This is a genomic window from Oceanobacillus sp. FSL W8-0428, from assembly GCF_038004405.1.
In the GTDB taxonomy this organism is placed as follows: Bacteria; Bacillota; Bacilli; order Bacillales; family Amphibacillaceae; genus Oceanobacillus; species Oceanobacillus sojae.
In genome coordinates this window covers 1803503-1823740 of the sequence record NZ_JBBORB010000001.1, presented here as the reverse complement: position 1 = coordinate 1823740, position 20238 = coordinate 1803503, and the positions used below count along the sequence as shown (strand labels likewise).

The following is a 20238-nucleotide window of genomic DNA, read 5'->3' as shown; positions in this document are numbered from 1 at the left end:
TTTTGAAACTGCAGAAGGCTGTAAAATGTGGAAAGGAGCCAAATATCTTCTAGTATTTGACTCCTTTTTGTTTTTCCGGATTTTCTTTATACTTTTGATAAGCTAAATAACGCATAGCGCTTTCCAAAGGTCCATTCATACAAAGCTTTTCTAAAACGGCTGCCAAAACCACAGCTACTATCCATATGGCTATAGCAATAATCGTGACTCCAATATTGTCTAATGTCCCGCCTAAATCAAAAAATACCGGAGATAACAGGATAACTAGCAAGGCTTCGTTAAAAATGAAAAAAGTGAGTGAACGCTTCCCTAGAGCAGCCAATGAATAGGTTAGCCAGCCAGGATTTTTAATATAGTTAGCTATTACTCCAAACAGAGCTGCATAGCCTATTCCAGCAGCCATCCCTGTTATGATATGAAGCCCCCATATAATCCCTGCTGTTTGAAGGCTTGGCCACCATACTTTATCGATCATCAATAAGGGGAATGCTCCGATAATGGATGTCATTATTCCTATCACAGCAATTTTCTTTAATGTCTTATGATGCTGCTGGGAATTAACCAGCAAATGTTTTTTGCCGGCCCACATGCCTATAAGAACAGAAGGAAGAACGGGAAAAAGAAAGTGAATAAATATCGGGATGATTGGAAAAGAAAGAGCGGCTTCTATAAAGAATTGCAGATACCCAATATCCGGTGTAACTTCCACTCCGAATCCATAACTGCCCATTTCTTTCAAAAAACCGCCCCATAATAAAGGAAGATAGAGCAAAATAATCAAAGTGATAAAATTGGTAACTTTGATTAAGGCCTTGTTATTCCGTGGCAGCAGCCAAGCTGTTAAAAGACCAGCAATCCCATAAGCCATCAATATATCCTGCCCGCCGATTACTACGGCAAATATAATTCCGAATAATATTAAATACCAACATCTTCGCCGGATTGTTTTAAGCGCTGCTTTTTGGGAATTCCCTCTTAAAATCTGTTTCTCAAAAATCATCATCAGTCCATAGCCAAACAAAACCGCAAACAGAGGACGCGCACGATTGTCTATAAATAATTCTCCAAACGTATTGACGATTGTATCGATAAAAGTAATGTTTTCCGGACGGCTCATCACACCAGGCTCAGCATTATATAAAAATAAGGGAGCATGAGCAAGAACAATTAATAACAGCATCCATCCTCTGGCTAAATCTAAGGAAATTGCTCTTTTTTTAGAAGTTTGAGTTTCTCTTTGTATGTCCAATTTATGATCTCCTTCACACGAAATTGATTAAATATATAATTTTTTGATCGGTTAATCAATTTAATTTTAACATACTGTTTTTAAACTGTCTGCCCCAAAATTTATTTCTTCACCATAAAAAAACGCATTGAATGGAATCAAGTTTAACCTCAATCCATCCAATACGTTTATCTTATTCCTTTTAAGAAACGTGAATTATTCTTTTTATTTAACTGCTTTCAATACTTTATTTCAACCTCACAGCTTTTGAAAAACGCTCACCCAAACCTTATTCCTCTTCCGGAGAGTGCTTTCCCATTTTTTGATATATTGCTTCTCCAACCAGACCTATCCCTATTCCTATCATTGTCCCCGCCGGAATATTCCCTGTATAAAAACCGATACCTATTCCCAAGCACATAAAACCACCGATAACCATACCATCCCTCCCCTATTAAAATAATGGAGTATATATATCATTATTGTAACCTGAATCAATACTGTATTCATCTTTTTTTGAAAATATCTGTATATTCTAACTTAAAAATAGTTGAAGTCCATTTATTAATCACAAACACAATTTAATAAATATTTAATAAATCCTTTAGATTTCTTTAAGCTCTTCATCCTATTATATGAAGCAGCACTAGAAATAATAGTTATATTCAAAAAAAGAGAGGAGTTTTCTTATTGTCTATTCAAAGGATAAATAATTATTTAGGTGTGCCTTTATTTACTTTAATCATGCTTTCCCTGCTAGGTGTTCCTCGTGTCATTGCCCATGATCTATCTATTATTGAGGAGGGCAGCCTGGTAAACAGCATATTGGTCTTTGCCCCAATTATTATATGGATTATGTATACCAATTTGAAAAATATAAAGAAAACCTTTTTATCACTGCTATTAATCGGTTTTTTCTACGGGATATTTTTAGCAGCCGTTCATCAAATTTTATGGAGCACTGCCTTAGATACGCCTATTCAATTTGGGGGCAACTTAAGTAATCTGCCACAAACCGCAGTAAACCTCATTGCCCGTATATTTGCGTTTCTCAGCAGCGTAACAACCGGTATCGTAATAGGTGCAATTACAGGAGCAGCCGGTTCTCTTGTGAATTTTATTAAGAATAGTTTTACATCGAGATAAACAGGTGATTAAGAACAAAAATGACGAAAAATAAGCAGAGCTGATAAAATGAAGATAGAAGGCTTGTAAATGTTGCTCATATAAAGGAGAAGGATATAAATGACGGACTTAGGAAACTGGAAAAATAATGCTCATGGTCATAAATTTATCGCTTCCTTCAGCGGAGGAAAGGACGGCTCTCTGGCTCTTTATAAATCAATGAAGGCTGGAGAAGCTCTTGGGCTCATTGTCATGATGGAGGAAGAAGGAAATCGCTCCCGGTCTCATGGCATGCCTCCAGCGATTATACAAGCCCAGGCTGACTCGATTGGATTGCCGGTATACACTGCCGCTGCAAGCTGGGCAGAATATGAAAAGGTATTTATTAATCTTTTAAAAAAAGCGAAAAAGCAGCATGCAGAAGTGCTGGTTACCGGCGACTTGGATATGCCTGCAAATGGCTGCTGGCACGATGAGGTCACAAAAAAAGCTGAATTAAAGCTGGCCATGCCTCTATGGGAAATGGATCACCGCCAAGCTGTCAGAGAATTCATTGACCTGGGATTTATTGCGATAGTTGTAACTGTTAATCTATCACTTGGTATGCAGGAAGAAGATTTAGGAAGAACATTAGACCATGAATACGTGAGAGAGCTTCAAAATCGCGGTATTGATCCCTGCGGAGAAGGTGGAGAGTTCCATACAACTGTATTAGACGGCCCTATCTTTAAATATCCTGTTTCTGTTCGTAAAGGAGCGATTCTTAGAGATGGAGATTATGCTTTTTTATCTTTAGAGCTGAATTAAATAATGAAGATTTATACAACAGTCTTAAGACTAAAAATCGGAATGAGATTTTAGCTCGTTCCGATTTTTAACAACTAAACCCGGCTTTTCAATATAATCAATCTTAAAAAATAATTAAAATTCCCTCTTATAAATTCCTTTCCTTCCATATACATAAAGGAATTTCCCTCTCAAAAATACCGGACCGGCTATATGCTTTCCATGTTCATCAACAAGTTCCAGCCCTTCCCCTTTTGTTATCGTCTGATTTCTTATCTTAAAGCGTGTCAACTTGTTCATATCCATCTGTGCAATTAAATTACCTTGCGCAAACAAAAATTGATTCAGCCAATGATGTCCTTCCATCCTGTATCGATTTTTTTCTTTCATATTATCCAGTTGAACCAGGAAGTAATCATCATAGTAATAAAAATAAATTTCACTGGAATCGACAACATTTAAAGCGCAGCCATCAATAATGTCATACTCCCTTGCTCCCCATAATTTATCTCCATTTATGGTATATGCAACAAGGCCGTCTCTCCCCATCGTCTGTTCCCAGCCAAAATTTCCAAATATCCCTTCATCAAAATAATTTACCCAAATAGTATCCTTTTCATCAATTTGCATATTTTCTATTCCATCGCCAAGTGTAAAGGCTTCAATCAATTGACCATTCATATTGTATCTTCTGGCATTCCGCTCTGCATATTCACCATCTTTTAAACAACGGGCCTGGACAATTAATAGAGTTCCATCTGAAAATAAATCAATGTGCTCAGGAATCAGCGGTACGTTTGTTAATTGAACGGTTTTTATTTTTTCGTTCTTAATAATCCGGATTGTCCAATCCCGTTTTAGTACTGGACGGTCAAATGGATCCAGCTCCTCCTCATTTACATTTCTTTCAATCAGTAATAAATCTCCATCTCTCGTTATTTGACCGCCTGTAAAATGGAGTTCTGAGGAGTAATTGATGTGTTTTTGCAATGTTAATTTTTCTATTTTCACCACTCCATTCCTGCTTCGTTTTTTTACCTTTTGAAGCTAACATTCACTAATCATTAACATATTCCCGTCCGGATCTTGAAAATTAAAATAATGATTATGTTCAATCTCTGTCATCAAATGAACGCCTTTATTTTTCATATATTGAAATGCTTCTTCAATGTTTTTGGTATTCAGGTGAAATGCCGGTGCTTTAAAAATTTTATCCTTTGCGTAAATCTTACTATCCAATACAATTCCTGTGCCTTCCATAGGGATAACATATAAATGGTCGAAAAGTATTTCCCCATCTGATTTTAATCCTAAAATATCACAATACCAATCTCTTGCTTTTTCAATATCGCTGACCGGGATAAATACTGTTCCAATTTGGTTTAAAATAGGATTGCTCATTAAAGTACCTCTCTTCTATAATTTTTAAATGAATTGTTACGGTTCGCTTATTCCCATTGCTACTAAATGTCCGCATCAGTTTTTTTAATAAGGAAAATAATAATACAGATTACCCCCATGAATATAGACAAGATACCTAATATGCTCATGGTCAAACAGCTGATAACTGCAAAAATTTATGGTTATTAGTTGTTTGTTATTATATTTTCCCATCTAAAAATTTACACTTCTTGGATAATAGTCTTTAGTTTTTTTGTTGTCTTAAGTGCTTCTGTAACACATTTATTTGTAAACTCACTCAAAACCTGTTTATAGCCTTCACCATTTTCCCGCTTTAAGTTCATCGCTTTTTCTTCTATAATTTTAGCTTCTAAGAGCCATTTTCTTTCCAAATCATTATATACTTCTCGAATAATTGGCTGGCGTATATTGAATTTCCCGCCATAGGCATCACCTTTAGCAGTCTCTAGTAAATCACGCATAATCCACCAGAAAGAATCATCCTTATAAGTGTCTATTTCAGCATCTTGAGGCGCCATAGCATGTTTACCATAAGCACCAGCTTTAGATAATATTGGATTTATTGGACCTGCTTCAGGATAAAACGGGATATAAACACCAGTACATGGCACTCCTGCCAACCACCACATTACAGGAAAACGATCCTTTTCCTTAGGTAAAATAAATTGGGATGATGACGCTGTATTCCCCCAAGTAAATTCTGCTGGTGAATGGTGCATACAGACAGTTAAAAAATCGGGTAACGCAGCATTCATATATGGCCCTTCTAAAAAAGTATCTTCATAATGGTCACGCATAATCCGTCTTGACCAAGGTAAACCGATTCGGCCCTGATTATTATCTAAGCCTTCTTTCAATAGCTGCTTCATTCGTTGCACACGGATATGAGACAGTTGTAATGGTTTTTCAAAATCTAGAAAAGCCTTCGCAAAATCGAATTCCGACCGACGTTCTTCTTTCCACCATCTCTTTTCAATCGCATAATCAATAATGCCATCAGATGCTAGATCCCATTCTGTCCGAATACTAGGTTCATTAGAAATTGCTTTAGTTCCCTTAGAGATCCTTTTAGCCATAAAGTGCTTACCAACAGTTTCTAAAACATAGGACTCGTCTTTATCAGCGATAATAAAAGAGTTATCGTAAGCTCCATCTTCCGGCTGGACGGCCGGATTTCCAGAAGAAAATTGACCATATTCTGCAAGCAAACTAGTGATTACGTTTACTGCTTCACGAGCACTTTTAGCTCTTTCCAGTCCTAAGCGGATAAATTCCATCCCAATAATTCCATATTCTACATTCTCTCCATCTTTAACTGCTTGCATTTTCTCAGCGACATCTTTTGTAAAAATAGCTTCATTTCCAATCGCTACACCATGGACATTTATACCTTCCTCATAACCCCAGCACCAATAAGGGGAAGAGCCTATATGTTCATAAGTTTCTTCTACTTGACCAATCGTGACATTTCCTAATTTTAATTTTTCATTAGGGCCATATGTCTTTTTCGGATAATACATTAATGGTTGCGCATCATACTCAACTCTATCACTATTTTTTGAAAGAATTGTAGCCTCTTCTTCTGAAACATCTGGCATAATAACAAAGGTATCACAGCTCCATGAGGAGTTATTTTTAAATGTCTTTAATTCCTCATCCGTAAAATTTTGCTTTGCAATTAAATCTCTCATGTCTATCCTTCCTTTCCTAATTTGAACTGGTATCAACAAAAAAACAGCATTACCTCCTTATAATTGTATGCCCTTACATTCAAATTCTATCATACTGTTATTATACAGATAGTAATTTAGACGGGAAATTTGAAGATAAATTACCTTAAATTGTATGAAAACATAACGCCCCTCGACCTTTTAAATAAAAACTTTCATTTGATACAAACATATTTTATTATTTTTGATGAAACAAATTACAACCATTATAAAGTGAAATTTAAAATAGATGTTCTAAAAGAAAACAGTACACGTCATTTCTATGAATACTTTGATGCGAAGTTTATAAAAAATGTAAAAATAAAAAATTGACGGTAAGGTTTTGGAAGAATCCTTTTATGTTTAGGAATCTGTAAATGATGTACTGAGAAAATTAAATAAAAGAGGAATAGATGAATGATAAAATTAATGAAATCCCAACAGAGTCATAAATTTATCATTCATAAGATAATTTCATTTTTAATCAACACCTAATTGGAAACAATAAATTTTTGATACCTAAATAAACATGCTACCAATAGAAAAAACTAAAAGCAGCATTTCTGTAATTCATTTAATTTGAGTATGTTTATGGAAGCTATAAAACCGTTTGAAAATCAATCAGAATTTCCTATTTCCCAATGAATCATTGTTTCTGTTGAACTTATTTTTTTCATACCTAATTTTTGCAGCACACGAATAGAACCGTAGTTATCCTGAAGTGTTTCAGCTATTACTCTGTCTACTTTTGATGTTTTGAAAGCCCACTGAATCAGCACTTCCATAGCTTCAGTTGCATAACCATTTCCCCAATAGCTTTCCAGGAAACCGTACCCTGCTTCTACTACTCTGTTCTTATCCGGCTTCCCTTTAAATCCTATATCACCAAGGATAGACCCGTCTGATTTCCGGACAACAAACCACGGCCCCCAATACAGTAAAGAGGGATCTTCATTTAACTTTTTCAAGTGAGTTGAGATCTGCGGTCCGCTATCATATTTTTGATTAATAGCGATTTCAACCGTTTCTTCCGTACATGGTATAACCTTAAGTCTTTCCGTTTCTAATTCCATGATTAGTTCTCCTTAAAAAATAATAAATACGTAACCTTATTTCAAATCCGAGGATAACATTCCATACACTAAGCTGTCTGTCCATTCCCCTTTACTCCAGTAATCCTGTATAAAATGTGCTTCCTTTCGCATACCTATACGCTCACATAATTTTTGCGATGCTTCGTTTCTTGCATCCAGATTAGCCTGTATACGATGTACCTTAAATTCACTAAACAGCTTATTCACTAAACTGCTCACAGCTTCTGTTGCATAGCCTTTTCCCGAAGCTTCTGGAGAGAAGGTGTAGCCAATTTCAACTGTATCTTTCATCTCTGTATACCATACAGCCAAATCACCGATTACTTTTGTACCGCTTAGTACCGCCAGGCTTAAAGGAATTTCTTTAGTTAATACATTATTCTCCAGCTTTCTCTGAAACTCCTTCTGTTTATTTTCATGCGTCCACTTATCATTCAAGAGATATTTACAGGTAGCATCGTTATTATAAATATGAAATACATCCTCTAAATCTTCTTCATTGAATGGTCTGATTAATAATCTTTCCGTTTTAAATTCCAAAGAAATCCCTCCTTAGAATACTCCTCTTTCAATATTTGAAGCCAAATCTGTCTACATCATTGTATCAAATTATTTGATAACTTTCCGATTTTTATGAGAACAAATGCTTATCTAATAAAATATTTTGTATCAAACTTTAATATGCACTTTACAATACTGTGTGGCATACACTATAATGAATATAGGAGTTGATTACATGATTGATGCAAAGGAACATTTAGATAAAATCATGCAGGAATTGCGTAGAGGAACCATTACAATTGGCGCACTAAGCCAGCTTTCAGAGCCACAATACGGATATTCCCTCGTAACAATGCTCAGTGATAAAGGAATACATGTTGAGCCCGGAACGTTATATCCCTTGCTGAGAAGATTGGAAAAACAGGGACTCCTGGAGAGTAAATGGGATACAAACGAATCAAGGCCGAGGAAATATTATTTACTGAGTAAAACCGGAAAAGAAGTTTTTGATTTACTGGTTACAGAATGGAAAAGTATTGCTGCAAGTCTGGATCAGATCATAGAAAATAAGAGAGGTGACGAAAATGGAGATGGTTAATCGGTATATTTATGCGGTTACTCAAAAGCTTCCTCAATCCCAGCGGGAGGATATTGCAATTGAACTGCGCGGGTTAATTGAAGATATGCTGGAGGAGCGGGCAGAGCAAGGGAACGGTAAAGAAAATGATGTAGAAGAGGTCCTGCTGGAGCTGGGCAGTCCAAGGTCATTAGCTGATAAATATCGGGGGAAAAAGAAATATATCATTGGCCCGGAGCTTTTTGACACCTATATTTTAGTGGTGAAGATTGTTCTCATTGTTATGAGTTCTTTAATAGGTATTGGATTTATCATCCAAACTATTTTAGAGCCTATGTCTATTTTAGATCATTTTATTGATATGATTGTTTCTGCCGTTACAGAACTTCCTCAGGCTTTCGGCTGGGCAACATTTTGGTTTGCTATCGGTGAGCTATACGGTGGAACAAAGCAAAAAGATTTAATCGGAAAGGAATGGAAGCCTGCTGACTTACCGCCCATTCCAGATGAAAAGAAACAAATCAAACGCAGCGAGTCAATTGTCGGTATTATTTTCTACACGATTATCATTGTATTTCTTGCCTTTTCGAATGAGTACTTTGGAATTTGGGTGTTTCAGGATGAATTTAATGGTGTTGTTCCATTTTTAAATGAACAAACCTATGGCTCCTACTTATTGTTTATTTTTCTCATATTCGGAGCTGGAATTATCAAAGAATGCCTTAAGCTCGTTGCCGGGAAATGGACGTATAGGTTAGCTGCTTATACAACAGTTGTAAATGTCATATCGATGGCAGCAATACTATTTATGATTAGCGGACCAGATTTTTGGAACCCTGAATTTATGAACCAATTAGTAGAAGCTGGTGTGGTTACGGCTGGTTCTGAAGCATTTGATACAGTAACCACGATTTGGAATCAATCTACATTTTGGATTCTTATTCTATTTATTGTCGGTTTAGTGTGGGATGCTGTGGATGGATTTATAAAGTCACGAAAAAAATAAATGCTCGCTATTGACGCATGATTGAATGAAAGATAATTCAATCGTGCGTTTATTATTTTTGCAGGCTTTCAATATTGGTAAAATAGGAGATTGTTGATTCATATCTTCCTTTTGTTTAAAAAAACATTTTTTCCTGTTTATATACGGTTTTACAAACCATCCATTTTTTTATAAACAATGGATGGTTTGTTTGGGCATTTATTCGCTCTTTCCCTCGCCATTTCCGCCCACTTATTTATCCACTCATATTGTCTTTTCTAACAATTCTCTTCATTAATTAATTTTTAAATAATAATGTTCATTTTTACACTGAAGGCATTTGGATCAAAAGCTCTAAATTTCAATCTTTTAAAAACCGGAGAACACCGCTTGAGTATATTAGGCTGCCCAGTAACGAATGAGCTACATTTATTTTCTCATAGAGTTCTAACCAAATTTTAATCGCCTTCTTACCCAGTTCACTTAAGCTGTTATATAAAAGGGAGGTGAAAAAATTGGCAATAGAAATTTTCAAAAGGAAAGAGCAAAAATATCTGATTACGTTAGAACAATATTCTCTCTTACTGGAACAAATAATGCCTTATATGCGATCAGATACATTTGGAACAGATGGAAAATATATTGTTAGCAGCTTATATTTTGATAGCAATGATTACAAAATTTATTTTGAAACAAAGAATAAATTGGCTTTCAGGCAAAAACTGCGCCTGCGCACCTATAATGAAACAGGCATTGATGGAACCGCTTTTTTTGAGGTGAAACAAAAACATAACAAAGTAGTCAACAAACGCAGGATGTTACTTCCATTACAAGAAGCATACCTCTATATGGAAAAAAGGGATGAGCAGCATTTAAACAGCTTTCATACATCTAATTTACAAGTACTTCGTGAAATCGATCATTTTCGAACATTATACGAATTAAAACCAGAAATGATTGTTAGTTATGACCGACATGCACTTCACGGAATAGATGATCCTGATCTGCGTATTACATTTGATTTTGACCTGTGCTGCCGCAACGATGATCTGCTCCTGGAACATGGTTCTGAAGGAGAGTATTTTATTAATCGCAATCTAATTGTATTGGAAGTAAAAGTAAATGATAGTGTTCCATTATGGTTAACCCGCATTTTGCAGGCGCTTCAATGCGAACAGCGAAGTGCCTCTAAATACTGTACCAGCATGGAATTGTTACAGAGAAATCAGCTCCCGGGTGATGTTGAAAGAGAATACGTATCAATAGGAGGTATATAAAATGGATTTTATTAATAAAATATTCGATTTACAAGCTAGTGAGCCATCTAGCGTTTATATGATATTACTTGCATTAGTCATGGCAACCTTATTGAGTTTGATTATTACGAAGATATACATAATCACATTTACAGGCGAACGTTATGCACAATCATTCGTACACACCATTATTATTTTGAGTATTATTGTCTCTGTGATTATGAATGTAGTTAGTGACAATGCCGGCGTTGCATTTGGCTTATTTGCTATTTTTTCACTGATTCGATTCAGAAGCGCTGTCACCAATGTTAAAGATATTGCGTATATTTTCTTTGGTCTTTGTGCCGGCATGACATGCGGACTTTTTCGATTCGATTTAGCAATCATACTCACTTTATTTGCTTGTTTAGTTCTTTATTTGCTTTATAAATTTGAATATGGAAAAGGGAAAGATACACAAATTTTGAAGGTAACTGTACCGGAAAACTTGAATTATGAAAATTTGATGCATGACGTGCTTGCTGAATATACACTAAGTTCTTCTTTGCGCCAGGTAGAAACTACTAACCTTGGAACAATGATTTTGTACACTTATGCTATCCGCATGAAAAATGAAGTCGCTGATAAAGAATTGCTGGATCATATTCGCGAAAAAAATGCTAATTTAAAAGTGTCCATTACTTATATAGAAAATACAGATGGATAGGTAAGTTAGATATAGCAAAATACTTTACGTAAAGTGAAACCTCATTCAGTTGAGGTTTCACTTCTAAATTATATTCCTACATGTATTTGTGAATAATTTCACAAATATGCCATAACCTGCACATTCACACCCATTTATACCTGCTATACTAAAGATAGAAACATTGATCAAACATTCACAAACAAGGAGGAGTTCACATATGAAAAACGTTTTTATTTTAGGAGGTACAGGATTACTCGGGTACCATACCGTCCGGGAATTACTGAAACGGGAGTACAAAGTATCTACGGTCGCACTGCCTCCAATGCCGGCGCCAGAATTGTTACCGCCAGAAGTTGAGTGTCATCTTGGAGATATCAACGAAATGACCGATGAACAAATTTTAGATATATTAGCTGGTAAGGATATGTTTATTTACGCTGCAGGAGCAGATGAACGAATGGTTCCTGAAATACCAGCGACTCATTTTTTCTACGAAGCAAACGTGCTTCCAACACAGCGTTTAGCTCGTCTCGCAAGAACTGCCGGAGTAAAAAAACTCGTCATTTACGGTTCTTACTTTGCGCATTTTGCGGAAGAATGGCCAGAGCTTAATCTGAAAAAACAGGCCTATCCAAGAACAAGACTATTGCAGGAAGAAATAGCCTTCATGGAAGGAGAAGGCCAAATGGATGTTATGTCTCTACGCCTTCCATATATTTTTGGAACAATGCCGGGACGCACTCCGCTGTGGGCAATGTTTCTCCCGCAAATTCAAGGAAAAGAAGTTGTACCGGTACTTGGCGGAGGAACAGCTATGGTTACTGTACAGCAGGTGGCTGAAGCAACTATCGGAGCTTTAGAATACGGCAGGCACGGCGAGCACTATGCCATCTCAGATACAAATATGAAACATAAAGATTTCTTCCAAATGATTGCTGATGAACTCGGACAAAACGATACCGTAATCCAAGTCGTTCCACTCGAACAAATGAAGCCTGCTATGGCACAATATGATAAAAAAACAGCTGCTGAAGGAAAAGAACACGGAATTCATCAAGCTGTTGCTGCGGAAATTCAAAATCGTGATGCATATATAGATCCAAATGATACAATGCCGCTCTTAAAATATAATAAAGCAGATATCCGCCAGGCAATTGTCGAGACAATTGAGCGTTGTCTTGAGGGTACGAAAAATTAATATGTAAACATGAGTTATCTTTCTTCTTCACATCCGAACGTTCCATCAAAATCTGGACTCGTTCGGATTTTTTACGAGGTTCCTCATAATGCTTCCTTCGCTCACTTTTCTTTTATACTGATAAACTGAATATCTAATTCCCCACTTCAACATTTATCCCACATATTCTTCACCTAACTACAAAGAAACTGGAATTATATTATTCTTTTCCATAAAAATACCCTTTGGATTCATCCTATCCAAAGGGTTAAAAGATGCAGTTTTATTTTAATTTTAAAGAGGTAACCTGCAAACAATAACTATAAGGACAACGTGTTAAGCTTGCGTTCATTTATCAATAGATGCTTTATCCCAAACATTCTCAGCTATTTGAATAATATGCTTCACCTTGTTCCACTGCTCTTCTTCCGTTAAAATATTCCCTTCCTCCGTACTGGCAAATCCACATTGCGGGCTTAATGCTATATTTTCCAAAGGAATATATTGACTAGCTTCTTTAATTCTTCTATTAATTACATCCTCATCCTCCAGCTCTGGAAACTTAGATGTAAACACGCCAAGCACTACTTCAGCATTACGGCGTTGAATATTCTCCAATGGTTTAAAATCACCACTCCGCTCATTATCATACTCTAAGAAAAATGCATCATACTTCAGTTTATCAAAGGATGGTGCAACATAATCATAGCCGCCATCAGCGTGAATATGCTTTGATTTAAAGTTGCCCCGGCACATATGAACGGAAACAAGAAGGTCTGCCGGTTTATCCTCTAAAGCATAATTAGTTGCATCAATAATCAGTTGAAGTACTTCTTCTTTTGATAAATCAGTAATTCCTGTCATCAAAGATACAAAGTTCTCATCAGCAAAAGTAGTCAATGTTGTTTCATCGAATTGAATGTATCTGCAGCCAGCATTATATAATTGCCGAATAACCTCACGATATGCTTTCCCTAAGTCACGGAATAATGCACGTGCATCAGCATATACTTTCTTCTCATCTTCAGTTACATTCCGGTAAAATATAACACCCGGAGCCGGAATAGTGACTTTAGCAACTTGTGTCCCATCACCATATTTCTTCACTAGGTCATTAAGATATAAGAAATCATTAATAAGGGCATTATTTTCATCAAATTCAATTTTATCCTTAATTTCATAGCTCACTCTGCGAACTTCAATACCATCAGCAAACTGTAAGCCACGATCTATTTCTACCTTTTCTATTCCTTTTAAACTGACAAAGAAATCCAGGTGCCAAAAGCTTCGTCTAAAATCTCCATCTGTAATTGCTTTTAACCCTACATCAATCTGCTTCTTAACAAGCTTTTCAATCTCCTGATCCTCTACCTCTCTTAACGCCGCTCGATTAATTTCTCCGTTCGCATAGCTTGCTCTCGCCTGTTTGACAGGATCAGTTCTTAAAAAACTCCCCACATGATCTGCTTTTAAAGGTAATTTACTTGTCATAATATACGCTCCTCCTTCAAATTCGTTTTCTTAATTATAAGTAAGTATACAAGGATGCTTTGATATATCCTAACACTAAAAATCTATCTGTTATCATAGCTTCAAGCTATATCAAATGATTTTTGATTCTATGAATAAAGAGACACTGATTCTTTTATACCGAACCAGTATCTCTTTACGTTCATAATTATTTCCTTAATATCTTCTCCATCGCCTTACCCTTCGCCAACTCATCAATCAGCTTATCCAAATAACGAATCTCCCTCATCAGCGGGGCTTCAATATCTTCTACCCGCACCCCGCAAACCACACCTTTAACCAAGGAGCGTGAATCATTCATCTGGGGAGCCTCATCAAAAAATGACTCAAAGGTCACTTCATTTTCAATTTGAGTTTCCAGTTCTTCCTGGCTATAACCTGTCAGCCAAGTGATGATTTCATCGACTTCTTCTTTTGTACGGTCTTTCCTCTCCGCTTTGTTCACATAATGAGGATAAACGCTAGCGAAAGTCATTGTGTAAATACGATGTTTTACCATGGCATAGCCTCCTTTTACGGTTCAGTTACTACATCTTCTGTTTCCAAATGAAATGTATCCAATAACTCGCGAACTTCATCCGTAGTTTCTGTACTCATCAATTGATGTCTTAATTCACTAGCTCCTCGGAACCCGCGGACATAAATTTTAAAGAATCGCCGTAATGGCTTGAAAGCACGAGGCTCCAGCTCTGAATACTTATCATGGAGATCTAGCTGTAATCTTAACAGGTCTAACAGCTCCTCACTGCTGTGCTCCCGCGGCTCTTTTTCAAATGCGAATGGATTCTTAAAAATACCGCGTCCAATCATCACACCATCTACACCAAACTCTTCTACAAGCTTCAGTCCTGTTTCCCGATCCGGAATATCTCCATTGATCGTTAACATCGTATCAGGAGCAATCTCATCACGGAGCTTTTTAATCTCTCCGATTAGTTCCCAATGCGCATCGACTTTACTCATTTCTCTTCTCGTACGCAAATGAATGGAAAGATTCGCTATGTCCTGCTTAAATACATGCTGCAGCCAGTCACGCCATTCGTCTATATTCGAATAACCCAGCCTTGTCTTAACACTGACAGGAATTCCGCCGGCTTTTGCGGCCTGAATAATTTCTGCTGCCACTTCCGGACGAAGGATCAGGCCACTTCCCTTTCCTTTGGAAGCAACATTAGGAACAGGACATCCCATATTAAGATCTATCCCTTTGTACCCCATTTCCGCCATACCAATACTCATTTCCCGAAAATTATCTGGTTTGTCTCCCCAAATATGGGCTACCATCGGCTGTTCATCCTCCGTAAAGGTCAAACGTCCCCGCATACTATAAATTCCTTCAGGGTGACAATAACTCTCCGTATTCGTAAACTCTGTAAAAAATACATCTGGGCGGCCTGCTTCAGCTACAACATGACGGAAAACAACATCTGTTACATCTTCCATCGGCGCCAATATAAAAAACGGTCGTGGTAAATCACGCCAAAAATTATTTGCCATTTCTTAATTTCAATCCTCTCATTTATCATTGGATAATAAATTATGCACTTATCCAATGTGGTAAAGCAGTAATAGACTCTGCTTCTTTTTTATTTTGTCCATGATTATATTATCACAAGAGGGTTGGTGTGTACAAAAAGACTTGATTACGATTTGCACGCATTCAATCAAAAAAGAGCTTTGGAGCTTTAAAGCCAATCTTTTTGAATACTCTTTTCTACGCGTTCCCGTTAAATCATTGCTATCTTTCTTCTAAATATTTTTCCTTGAACTGCGGACTAAGCTCGCTCCACACATCAAATTTATTACCATCTAAATCATAGAAAACAAAATTCCTTCCTGCATGTCCTCTGTTTTCAACCTCTCCAATTCTAACCTCACTGGCTGTCAACTCTTCATGCAATGCTTGCAAAGATTCCAACCCGTCTACTTCAAATGTTAAGAAAAAGCGTTCTTCACCATAAATATCAGTAAAATTCGAGGTTTGATCTTTGGCTGATTTCACCAGAAAAATACTTTGATTTGCCAGGTTTAATATAGCTTTATCCTCATCTTTATATGATACATCTGCACCTAATTTATCCACATACCATTCAGATGATTTCTCTACATTTGTTACCGGAATATAAGCAGTTCCAACTCTTAATAATTGTTCGCTCATTTAAAATCCCCTTTCTCACTCCTGATATTTATTTCATTTACTTTTTTTAATATCAAATAAGGTATTAACACTGGATCCGGCAGATAGTTATCCTTCTAAAAGTAATTGCTTCATACTTTTTATAATACCCATGTGCAGATTTTCGTGATTCATATGAAAAACAAACATCTCACCTAATGTTTCCATGCCCAGAAAAGGCTCTTTCAATGGATCATTCAGGTGCCCTTTACATGCCTGTTCAATAACAGCCGGCTGCTTTTCAAGCTGCATTATTATCTCCTTCATTGACGGAGGCTGTTCTGTCCAATGCGCTGGTTTACTGCCTCTCGGAAACAGCAAATGATAAGACAGGTGGAGCTGTCTCTCCTTATTAACGCCTGGAAACATTGTATTATCCCATCCTGTTAAAATATGGCCGGCATTCCATCGAATACTATTATTATGCCCCTCCGGCACCTGATCAGCTAATTTTTCAGGAATGGTAAGAAGAAACTCCACAGTCCAGTTACGCCATAATTTCATTTGTTGAAATAATTGTTCTTCCTTCATCGCATTTTCTCTCCTGTCAAAAACATATTATTCTGGGTAATGATTCATGCCGGATAATTAATATAAAGGAATCCTACTCATCAAATAACCCTCTTCTTATCAAATTCGCTGTTACCGGTGATCTCCCCAGTTCACGTGACCATACAGACAGCTGACCAATATGATGTATTTCATGTGCAATGACATGACGCATAATTTCTCCATACTTAAAACAAATTGTCTTCCCGCTGGAATCCGTTTCTGAAAGGATTTGATGCTCCATTTCGCTGGTCCAGGAAATAACAAAAGGTTCAATCTCCTGATGACACATCCTTGAAAATTCCTTCACTTTTGCTAGACTTGCATAAGATTCAAACGGCGGCTCCTCAGGACAGGGCTCACCTTTTAATTCTAAAATCCAGCTGTATTCCACGTCTATAATATGAAACAACGTGTAGAGGATACTTCCCACTCCTCCCGCCCGCTCCTTTAATAATTCTTCTTCAGAGACACTCTCACACCACTTAAACCAATCGTCACGAACCTGCCAGTTATATTGAAACAGTTTTAACATGATAAAGTCCTCCATTTCAGAATCATTTTGTATTATAATATTTGCTTTTAAACCTGAACTTTCATTAACCACTCACACGATATCGTTCATCAGGATATAAGGCTCATAAACTCCTCAACATCCTTCACACATAACTTTATCCCCTTTCCCCAAAAATCCTCAGTAGTAATATCCTCTCCCAAATGCTTCATAGCTAAATTTTCTAATGACATACTTCCCGAATCCCGAAGTAATGCGATATACTCCTTTTCAAATGACTTTCCTATTTCTTTCGATTTTGCATAGAGACTGAGTGCGAATAAATATCCAAATGTATAGGGGAAATTGTAAAACGGCGATGTTGTAATATAATAATGCGGTGTCCATATCCAAGAGCGCAATGAAGGATTATCAAATGACCTGTCATAAGCCATATTAAAGGCTTCCTTCATAAGTTCATTTAAACGCTCGACCGAAAGCCTTCCTTTTTTGCGCTCTTCATAAAAATTCTTTTCAAACAGAAAGCGGGAATGGATATTCATAAAATTCATCACGCTTCGTTTTAATTTTTCATCAAGTAAAAACAATTTTTCTTCCTTCGATTCTGCCTTTTCTAATACGGCATCTAGTATGACCTGTTCTGCAAAAAAGGAAGCCGTTTCCGCAATACTTAATGGATATTGTCTATTGCTTCCATCCACTGTTTTCATCGCATCGTTATGGAAAGCATGACCCAATTCATGTGCCAAAGTTAGTACACTTGTAATCCCTTCTTCATATGTCAAAAAAATCCTTGATTCACCAGTACGTGGAAAGCTCGCGCAAAATCCTGCAGTCGATTTATTTGCACGGTTTTCGGCCTCTACCCACTCCTTTTCAAAGGCTTTCCAGGCAAAGTCCCCCAACTCATTTCCAAAATGGCTGAAGCTTTCCAAAATAAAACTCACTGCTTCACCATAGCTCATCCTTTGCTTACTCTCTCCAACCGGTGCCCAAAAGTTATACGATTGCATTTTTGTATCACCGAACATTTTTGCCTTTCCCTCTAAATAATTGGTAAATGGTTTTTTATATTTATTTATAGCCGACCACATCGCATTTAATGTTTCCGCTTTCAAACGATTTTCTATTAAAGGCTCTGTTAATATATGAGGGAGTTTTCTGTTTTTATACACCTGTAGCCGGAAACCTGCTATGTTATTTAATATTTGTGCAAACAGCTCTTCTTTTTCCTGCAAAGCATCCTCTAAAGCAATATGAGCTGCTTTACGGATATCCTCGTCGGGATGAGACCGTAAATTAAAGGTTTGACCGATAGATAGCTCCCTGGATTCTTCTCCGAATGGCACGTTAATCTTTATTCTTCCTATCAGTGAATTGTAAAACTGCCGCCAAGCATGGTACCCATCCATCATCAGGTCTGAAACCAGTCTTTCCTCCTTCTCGGAAAGTAACATCTTTGCTTTTTCCCGCCACATTGTAAGAATAAATTTATATTCATTTAAAGCTTTTGTTTCTATTATTTCGATCCACAGATCTTCATTTGTTTCCAAAATAATATGTTGAAATTTTTTGATAACTGATTCAAAACGGGCATTCATCGCAGAGGTAACCCCTCTAAGTACTACAGCACCCTGGTCTTTTGTATTTTGCGCGGTAAGACAGGTTATAAAAGAATTAGCTTGAGATAACTTTTCCTGAATATCTCCTATGTTCTTTATGACTGATTCAATTCCTAGTGATTGATTTATCTCTAAGAGATTATCAAAGAGACTTAATTTTTCTTCCATTTTAGTGATTTCCAATTCTAATTGTTTTACATAGTTATTAAATGATGGCGACTCACTTCCACCTGGAAACAAATTATCCAGATTCCACACTTTTTTATACTTTGTTTCAGTCATACTTATCCTCCCTCATATTTAAACAACCGGCTAATCAGAACGTATATTCTTATATTAACACACCAGAAAATAAAAAGAACCCTTTCTGAAAATGTTTTTTCAGGATGAGTTCTTTCATAAGAAGTGTAACTCTGTTTATTTATTTTTTGTCAGATAATTATTTAAAGTTGTTTCCACTTTCTTAAAGTAAAGGAACCATCCAAACCAGTTTAGCAGATATAATAAGCTAAATGACAGACTGCTTCCTAAGATAACTGGTGCATTAAGAGGTATCCAGCCAACTATACTGGCAATAATAAGCCAGACACTATAAGAGAGAATAAAATGAATAATGGACTTTTTAACGAGATTGCTGCCGCTGTCTCCAAAAATAAGCGAGGAGACACCAAAGTATACTCCTAATAGCATACTGGCTCCCATATGCATCCAAATTTCTGAAACGTTGGCTTCGTATTCATTAAATTTCATAATAGTGAGGGCAATAAACGTTAATATACCTCCAAAAGCTATTCCAACAACAGACCGCTTTAAAGCTTCGAGTATCATTTTACTGCCCTCCTTGAATTAATTTTTCTTTAATGGCATTTACATATTTCCGTGTAATATATTCCTTGCTTCCGGACTGAAAATAAACACATAAATTTCCGTTAAAGGAGGCTTCAAATTTTTCAATACGATGAATATTTCCGATAACAGACTTTGAAAAGCGCATAAAATCATAGGAAATCAGGAATTCCTCCACTTCATAGAGCTTCATTTTCACTTCAATATGCGAACTCTTGGACACAGCATATATTTTTCTTTTCTCGGCATAAATGTAATCAATTTCCTTTGGCTCCAAAAGCACCGTTTGTTCCTGATTTACACCTGGTAAACGCTGCTGTTTTTTCTTATTGATCATATTTACGAGCTCCTGCAGCTCCTGTGTCCATTCCTTCGCTTGAATGGTTATCCGCGTCTCTTCATGGCTATCATCGATATCGATGTTTATTTTCATTCCATCTCCCCCATATCTCC

At 36.7% G+C, this 20238-nt stretch carries 23 protein-coding genes; 7 read left to right on the top strand and 16 right to left on the bottom strand.

The window, feature by feature from the left end; translation table 11 throughout:
* Positions 1-49 precede the first annotated feature (49 nt).
* Positions 50-1249, bottom strand: a complete 1200-nt coding sequence (locus MKY30_RS08425; RefSeq protein WP_341083483.1) for a DUF418 domain-containing protein — start codon at positions 1247-1249, stop codon at positions 50-52.
* A 268-nt stretch (positions 1250-1517) separates the two neighbouring features.
* Positions 1518-1667, bottom strand: coding sequence for a hypothetical protein (locus MKY30_RS08420; protein ID WP_156985918.1), 150 nt, complete (start codon positions 1665-1667; stop codon positions 1518-1520).
* A 251-nt stretch (positions 1668-1918) separates the two neighbouring features.
* Here MKY30_RS08420 and MKY30_RS08415 point away from each other — a divergent pair, with 251 nt between their 5' ends.
* Entirely contained in the window at positions 1919-2374 is a 456-nt protein-coding gene (locus MKY30_RS08415) for a hypothetical protein (protein ID WP_246145033.1), read from the top strand.
* 99 nt (positions 2375-2473) lie between these two features.
* Positions 2474-3160: a Dph6-related ATP pyrophosphatase gene (locus tag MKY30_RS08410; protein WP_147208883.1), complete on the top strand. Its 687-nt coding sequence runs from the start codon at positions 2474-2476 to the stop codon at positions 3158-3160.
* A gap of 114 nt (positions 3161-3274) precedes the next feature.
* On the opposite strand, the gene MKY30_RS08405 is transcribed toward MKY30_RS08410, so the two are convergent.
* The 5 genes from MKY30_RS08405 to MKY30_RS08385 all read right to left on the bottom strand — a co-directional run bounded on the left by MKY30_RS08405 (position 3275) and on the right by MKY30_RS08385 (position 7904).
* A complete protein-coding gene (locus MKY30_RS08405; protein ID WP_341083479.1) occupies positions 3275-4150 on the bottom strand; it encodes a hypothetical protein in 876 nt (291 codons plus the stop codon).
* 36 nt (positions 4151-4186) lie between these two features.
* Positions 4187-4540 (bottom strand): VOC family protein, encoded by a 354-nt coding sequence (locus MKY30_RS08400; RefSeq protein ID WP_147208881.1) that lies wholly within the window; start codon positions 4538-4540, stop codon positions 4187-4189.
* 221 nt (positions 4541-4761) lie between these two features.
* Positions 4762-6252, bottom strand: a complete 1491-nt coding sequence (locus MKY30_RS08395; protein WP_147208879.1) for a C69 family dipeptidase — start codon at positions 6250-6252, stop codon at positions 4762-4764.
* A gap of 635 nt (positions 6253-6887) precedes the next feature.
* The gene (locus MKY30_RS08390; RefSeq protein ID WP_341083473.1) at positions 6888-7343 is read right to left on the bottom strand and encodes a GNAT family N-acetyltransferase; all 456 of its coding nucleotides are present in this window, start codon (positions 7341-7343) and stop codon (positions 6888-6890) included.
* A gap of 36 nt (positions 7344-7379) precedes the next feature.
* Positions 7380-7904 carry a GNAT family N-acetyltransferase gene (locus MKY30_RS08385; RefSeq protein WP_156985919.1) on the bottom strand — a complete coding sequence of 175 codons (525 nt, stop codon included), beginning with the start codon at positions 7902-7904 and terminating at the stop codon, positions 7380-7382.
* Positions 7905-8100: 196 nt separating this feature from the next.
* On the opposite strand from MKY30_RS08385, the gene MKY30_RS08380 reads away from it, so the two are divergent.
* From MKY30_RS08380 to MKY30_RS08360, 5 genes are all read left to right on the top strand, one after another.
* Positions 8101-8463: a helix-turn-helix transcriptional regulator gene (locus MKY30_RS08380; RefSeq protein WP_156985920.1), complete on the top strand. Its 363-nt coding sequence runs from the start codon at positions 8101-8103 to the stop codon at positions 8461-8463.
* The gene (locus MKY30_RS08375) at positions 8450-9448 is read left to right on the top strand and encodes an HAAS signaling domain-containing protein (protein ID WP_341083468.1); all 999 of its coding nucleotides are present in this window, start codon (positions 8450-8452) and stop codon (positions 9446-9448) included. The genes MKY30_RS08380 and MKY30_RS08375 overlap by 14 nt, the downstream gene beginning before the upstream one ends.
* Before the next feature lie 494 nt (positions 9449-9942).
* Entirely contained in the window at positions 9943-10704 is a 762-nt protein-coding gene (locus MKY30_RS08370; RefSeq protein ID WP_341083465.1) for a polyphosphate polymerase domain-containing protein, read from the top strand.
* Between the two features lies 1 nt (position 10705).
* Entirely contained in the window at positions 10706-11389 is a 684-nt protein-coding gene (locus tag MKY30_RS08365) for a DUF4956 domain-containing protein (RefSeq protein WP_339284233.1), read from the top strand.
* A gap of 199 nt (positions 11390-11588) precedes the next feature.
* Positions 11589-12569, top strand: a complete 981-nt coding sequence (locus MKY30_RS08360; protein WP_339284232.1) for an NAD-dependent epimerase/dehydratase family protein — start codon at positions 11589-11591, stop codon at positions 12567-12569.
* Positions 12570-12896: 327 nt separating this feature from the next.
* Here MKY30_RS08360 and MKY30_RS08355 read toward each other — a convergent pair whose 3' ends face one another.
* From MKY30_RS08355 to MKY30_RS08315, 9 genes are all read right to left on the bottom strand, one after another.
* Complete coding sequence (locus MKY30_RS08355) at positions 12897-14039, bottom strand: 5-methyltetrahydropteroyltriglutamate--homocysteine S-methyltransferase (RefSeq protein WP_339284231.1); 1143 nt, start codon at positions 14037-14039, stop codon at positions 12897-12899.
* 187 nt (positions 14040-14226) lie between these two features.
* A complete protein-coding gene (locus tag MKY30_RS08350; protein ID WP_339284229.1) occupies positions 14227-14577 on the bottom strand; it encodes a DUF2200 domain-containing protein in 351 nt (116 codons plus the stop codon).
* Positions 14578-14591: 14 nt separating this feature from the next.
* Positions 14592-15575 carry a tRNA dihydrouridine synthase gene (locus tag MKY30_RS08345; protein WP_341083461.1) on the bottom strand — a complete coding sequence of 328 codons (984 nt, stop codon included), beginning with the start codon at positions 15573-15575 and terminating at the stop codon, positions 14592-14594.
* 241 nt (positions 15576-15816) lie between these two features.
* Entirely contained in the window at positions 15817-16236 is a 420-nt protein-coding gene (locus tag MKY30_RS08340; RefSeq protein ID WP_147208861.1) for a VOC family protein, read from the bottom strand.
* A gap of 87 nt (positions 16237-16323) precedes the next feature.
* Complete coding sequence (locus MKY30_RS08335; protein WP_147208859.1) at positions 16324-16785, bottom strand: DinB family protein; 462 nt, start codon at positions 16783-16785, stop codon at positions 16324-16326.
* 73 nt (positions 16786-16858) lie between these two features.
* On the bottom strand, positions 16859-17338 hold the full coding sequence (locus MKY30_RS08330) for a DinB family protein (protein ID WP_147208857.1): 480 nt from the start codon (positions 17336-17338) through the stop codon (positions 16859-16861).
* An 89-nt stretch (positions 17339-17427) separates the two neighbouring features.
* Positions 17428-19221: a M3 family oligoendopeptidase gene (locus MKY30_RS08325; protein ID WP_341083454.1), complete on the bottom strand. Its 1794-nt coding sequence runs from the start codon at positions 19219-19221 to the stop codon at positions 17428-17430.
* Positions 19222-19356: 135 nt separating this feature from the next.
* On the bottom strand, positions 19357-19767 hold the full coding sequence (locus MKY30_RS08320; protein WP_341083452.1) for a DUF3021 family protein: 411 nt from the start codon (positions 19765-19767) through the stop codon (positions 19357-19359).
* A gap of 1 nt (position 19768) precedes the next feature.
* Positions 19769-20218: a LytTR family DNA-binding domain-containing protein gene (locus MKY30_RS08315; protein WP_147208853.1), complete on the bottom strand. Its 450-nt coding sequence runs from the start codon at positions 20216-20218 to the stop codon at positions 19769-19771.
* Between the last annotated feature and the right edge of the window lie 20 nt (positions 20219-20238).

What these genes read in the sequence shown, in the direction of transcription:
- MKY30_RS08360 (WP_339284232.1), top strand. Translation starts at nt 11,589, where the DNA reads ATGAAAAACGTTTTTATTTTAGGAGGTACAGGATTACTCGGGTACCAT.
- MKY30_RS08330 (WP_147208857.1), bottom strand. Translation starts at nt 17,338, where the DNA reads ATGTTAAAACTGTTTCAATATAACTGGCAGGTTCGTGACGATTGGTTT.
- MKY30_RS08365 (WP_339284233.1), top strand. Translation starts at nt 10,706, where the DNA reads ATGGATTTTATTAATAAAATATTCGATTTACAAGCTAGTGAGCCATCT.
- MKY30_RS08355 (WP_339284231.1), bottom strand. Translation starts at nt 14,039, where the DNA reads ATGACAAGTAAATTACCTTTAAAAGCAGATCATGTGGGGAGTTTTTTA.
- MKY30_RS08410 (WP_147208883.1), top strand. Translation starts at nt 2,474, where the DNA reads ATGACGGACTTAGGAAACTGGAAAAATAATGCTCATGGTCATAAATTT.
- MKY30_RS08390 (WP_341083473.1), bottom strand. Translation starts at nt 7,343, where the DNA reads ATGGAATTAGAAACGGAAAGACTTAAGGTTATACCATGTACGGAAGAA.
- MKY30_RS08395 (WP_147208879.1), bottom strand. Translation starts at nt 6,252, where the DNA reads ATGAGAGATTTAATTGCAAAGCAAAATTTTACGGATGAGGAATTAAAG.
- MKY30_RS08340 (WP_147208861.1), bottom strand. Translation starts at nt 16,236, where the DNA reads ATGAGCGAACAATTATTAAGAGTTGGAACTGCTTATATTCCGGTAACA.
- MKY30_RS08380 (WP_156985920.1), top strand. Translation starts at nt 8,101, where the DNA reads ATGATTGATGCAAAGGAACATTTAGATAAAATCATGCAGGAATTGCGT.
- MKY30_RS08350 (WP_339284229.1), bottom strand. Translation starts at nt 14,577, where the DNA reads ATGGTAAAACATCGTATTTACACAATGACTTTCGCTAGCGTTTATCCT.
- MKY30_RS08325 (WP_341083454.1), bottom strand. Translation starts at nt 19,221, where the DNA reads ATGACTGAAACAAAGTATAAAAAAGTGTGGAATCTGGATAATTTGTTT.
- MKY30_RS08345 (WP_341083461.1), bottom strand. Translation starts at nt 15,575, where the DNA reads ATGGCAAATAATTTTTGGCGTGATTTACCACGACCGTTTTTTATATTG.
- MKY30_RS08320 (WP_341083452.1), bottom strand. Translation starts at nt 19,767, where the DNA reads ATGATACTCGAAGCTTTAAAGCGGTCTGTTGTTGGAATAGCTTTTGGA.
- MKY30_RS08335 (WP_147208859.1), bottom strand. Translation starts at nt 16,785, where the DNA reads ATGAAGGAAGAACAATTATTTCAACAAATGAAATTATGGCGTAACTGG.
- MKY30_RS08420 (WP_156985918.1), bottom strand. Translation starts at nt 1,667, where the DNA reads ATGGTTATCGGTGGTTTTATGTGCTTGGGAATAGGTATCGGTTTTTAT.
- MKY30_RS08400 (WP_147208881.1), bottom strand. Translation starts at nt 4,540, where the DNA reads ATGAGCAATCCTATTTTAAACCAAATTGGAACAGTATTTATCCCGGTC.
- MKY30_RS08375 (WP_341083468.1), top strand. Translation starts at nt 8,450, where the DNA reads ATGGAGATGGTTAATCGGTATATTTATGCGGTTACTCAAAAGCTTCCT.
- MKY30_RS08315 (WP_147208853.1), bottom strand. Translation starts at nt 20,218, where the DNA reads ATGAAAATAAACATCGATATCGATGATAGCCATGAAGAGACGCGGATA.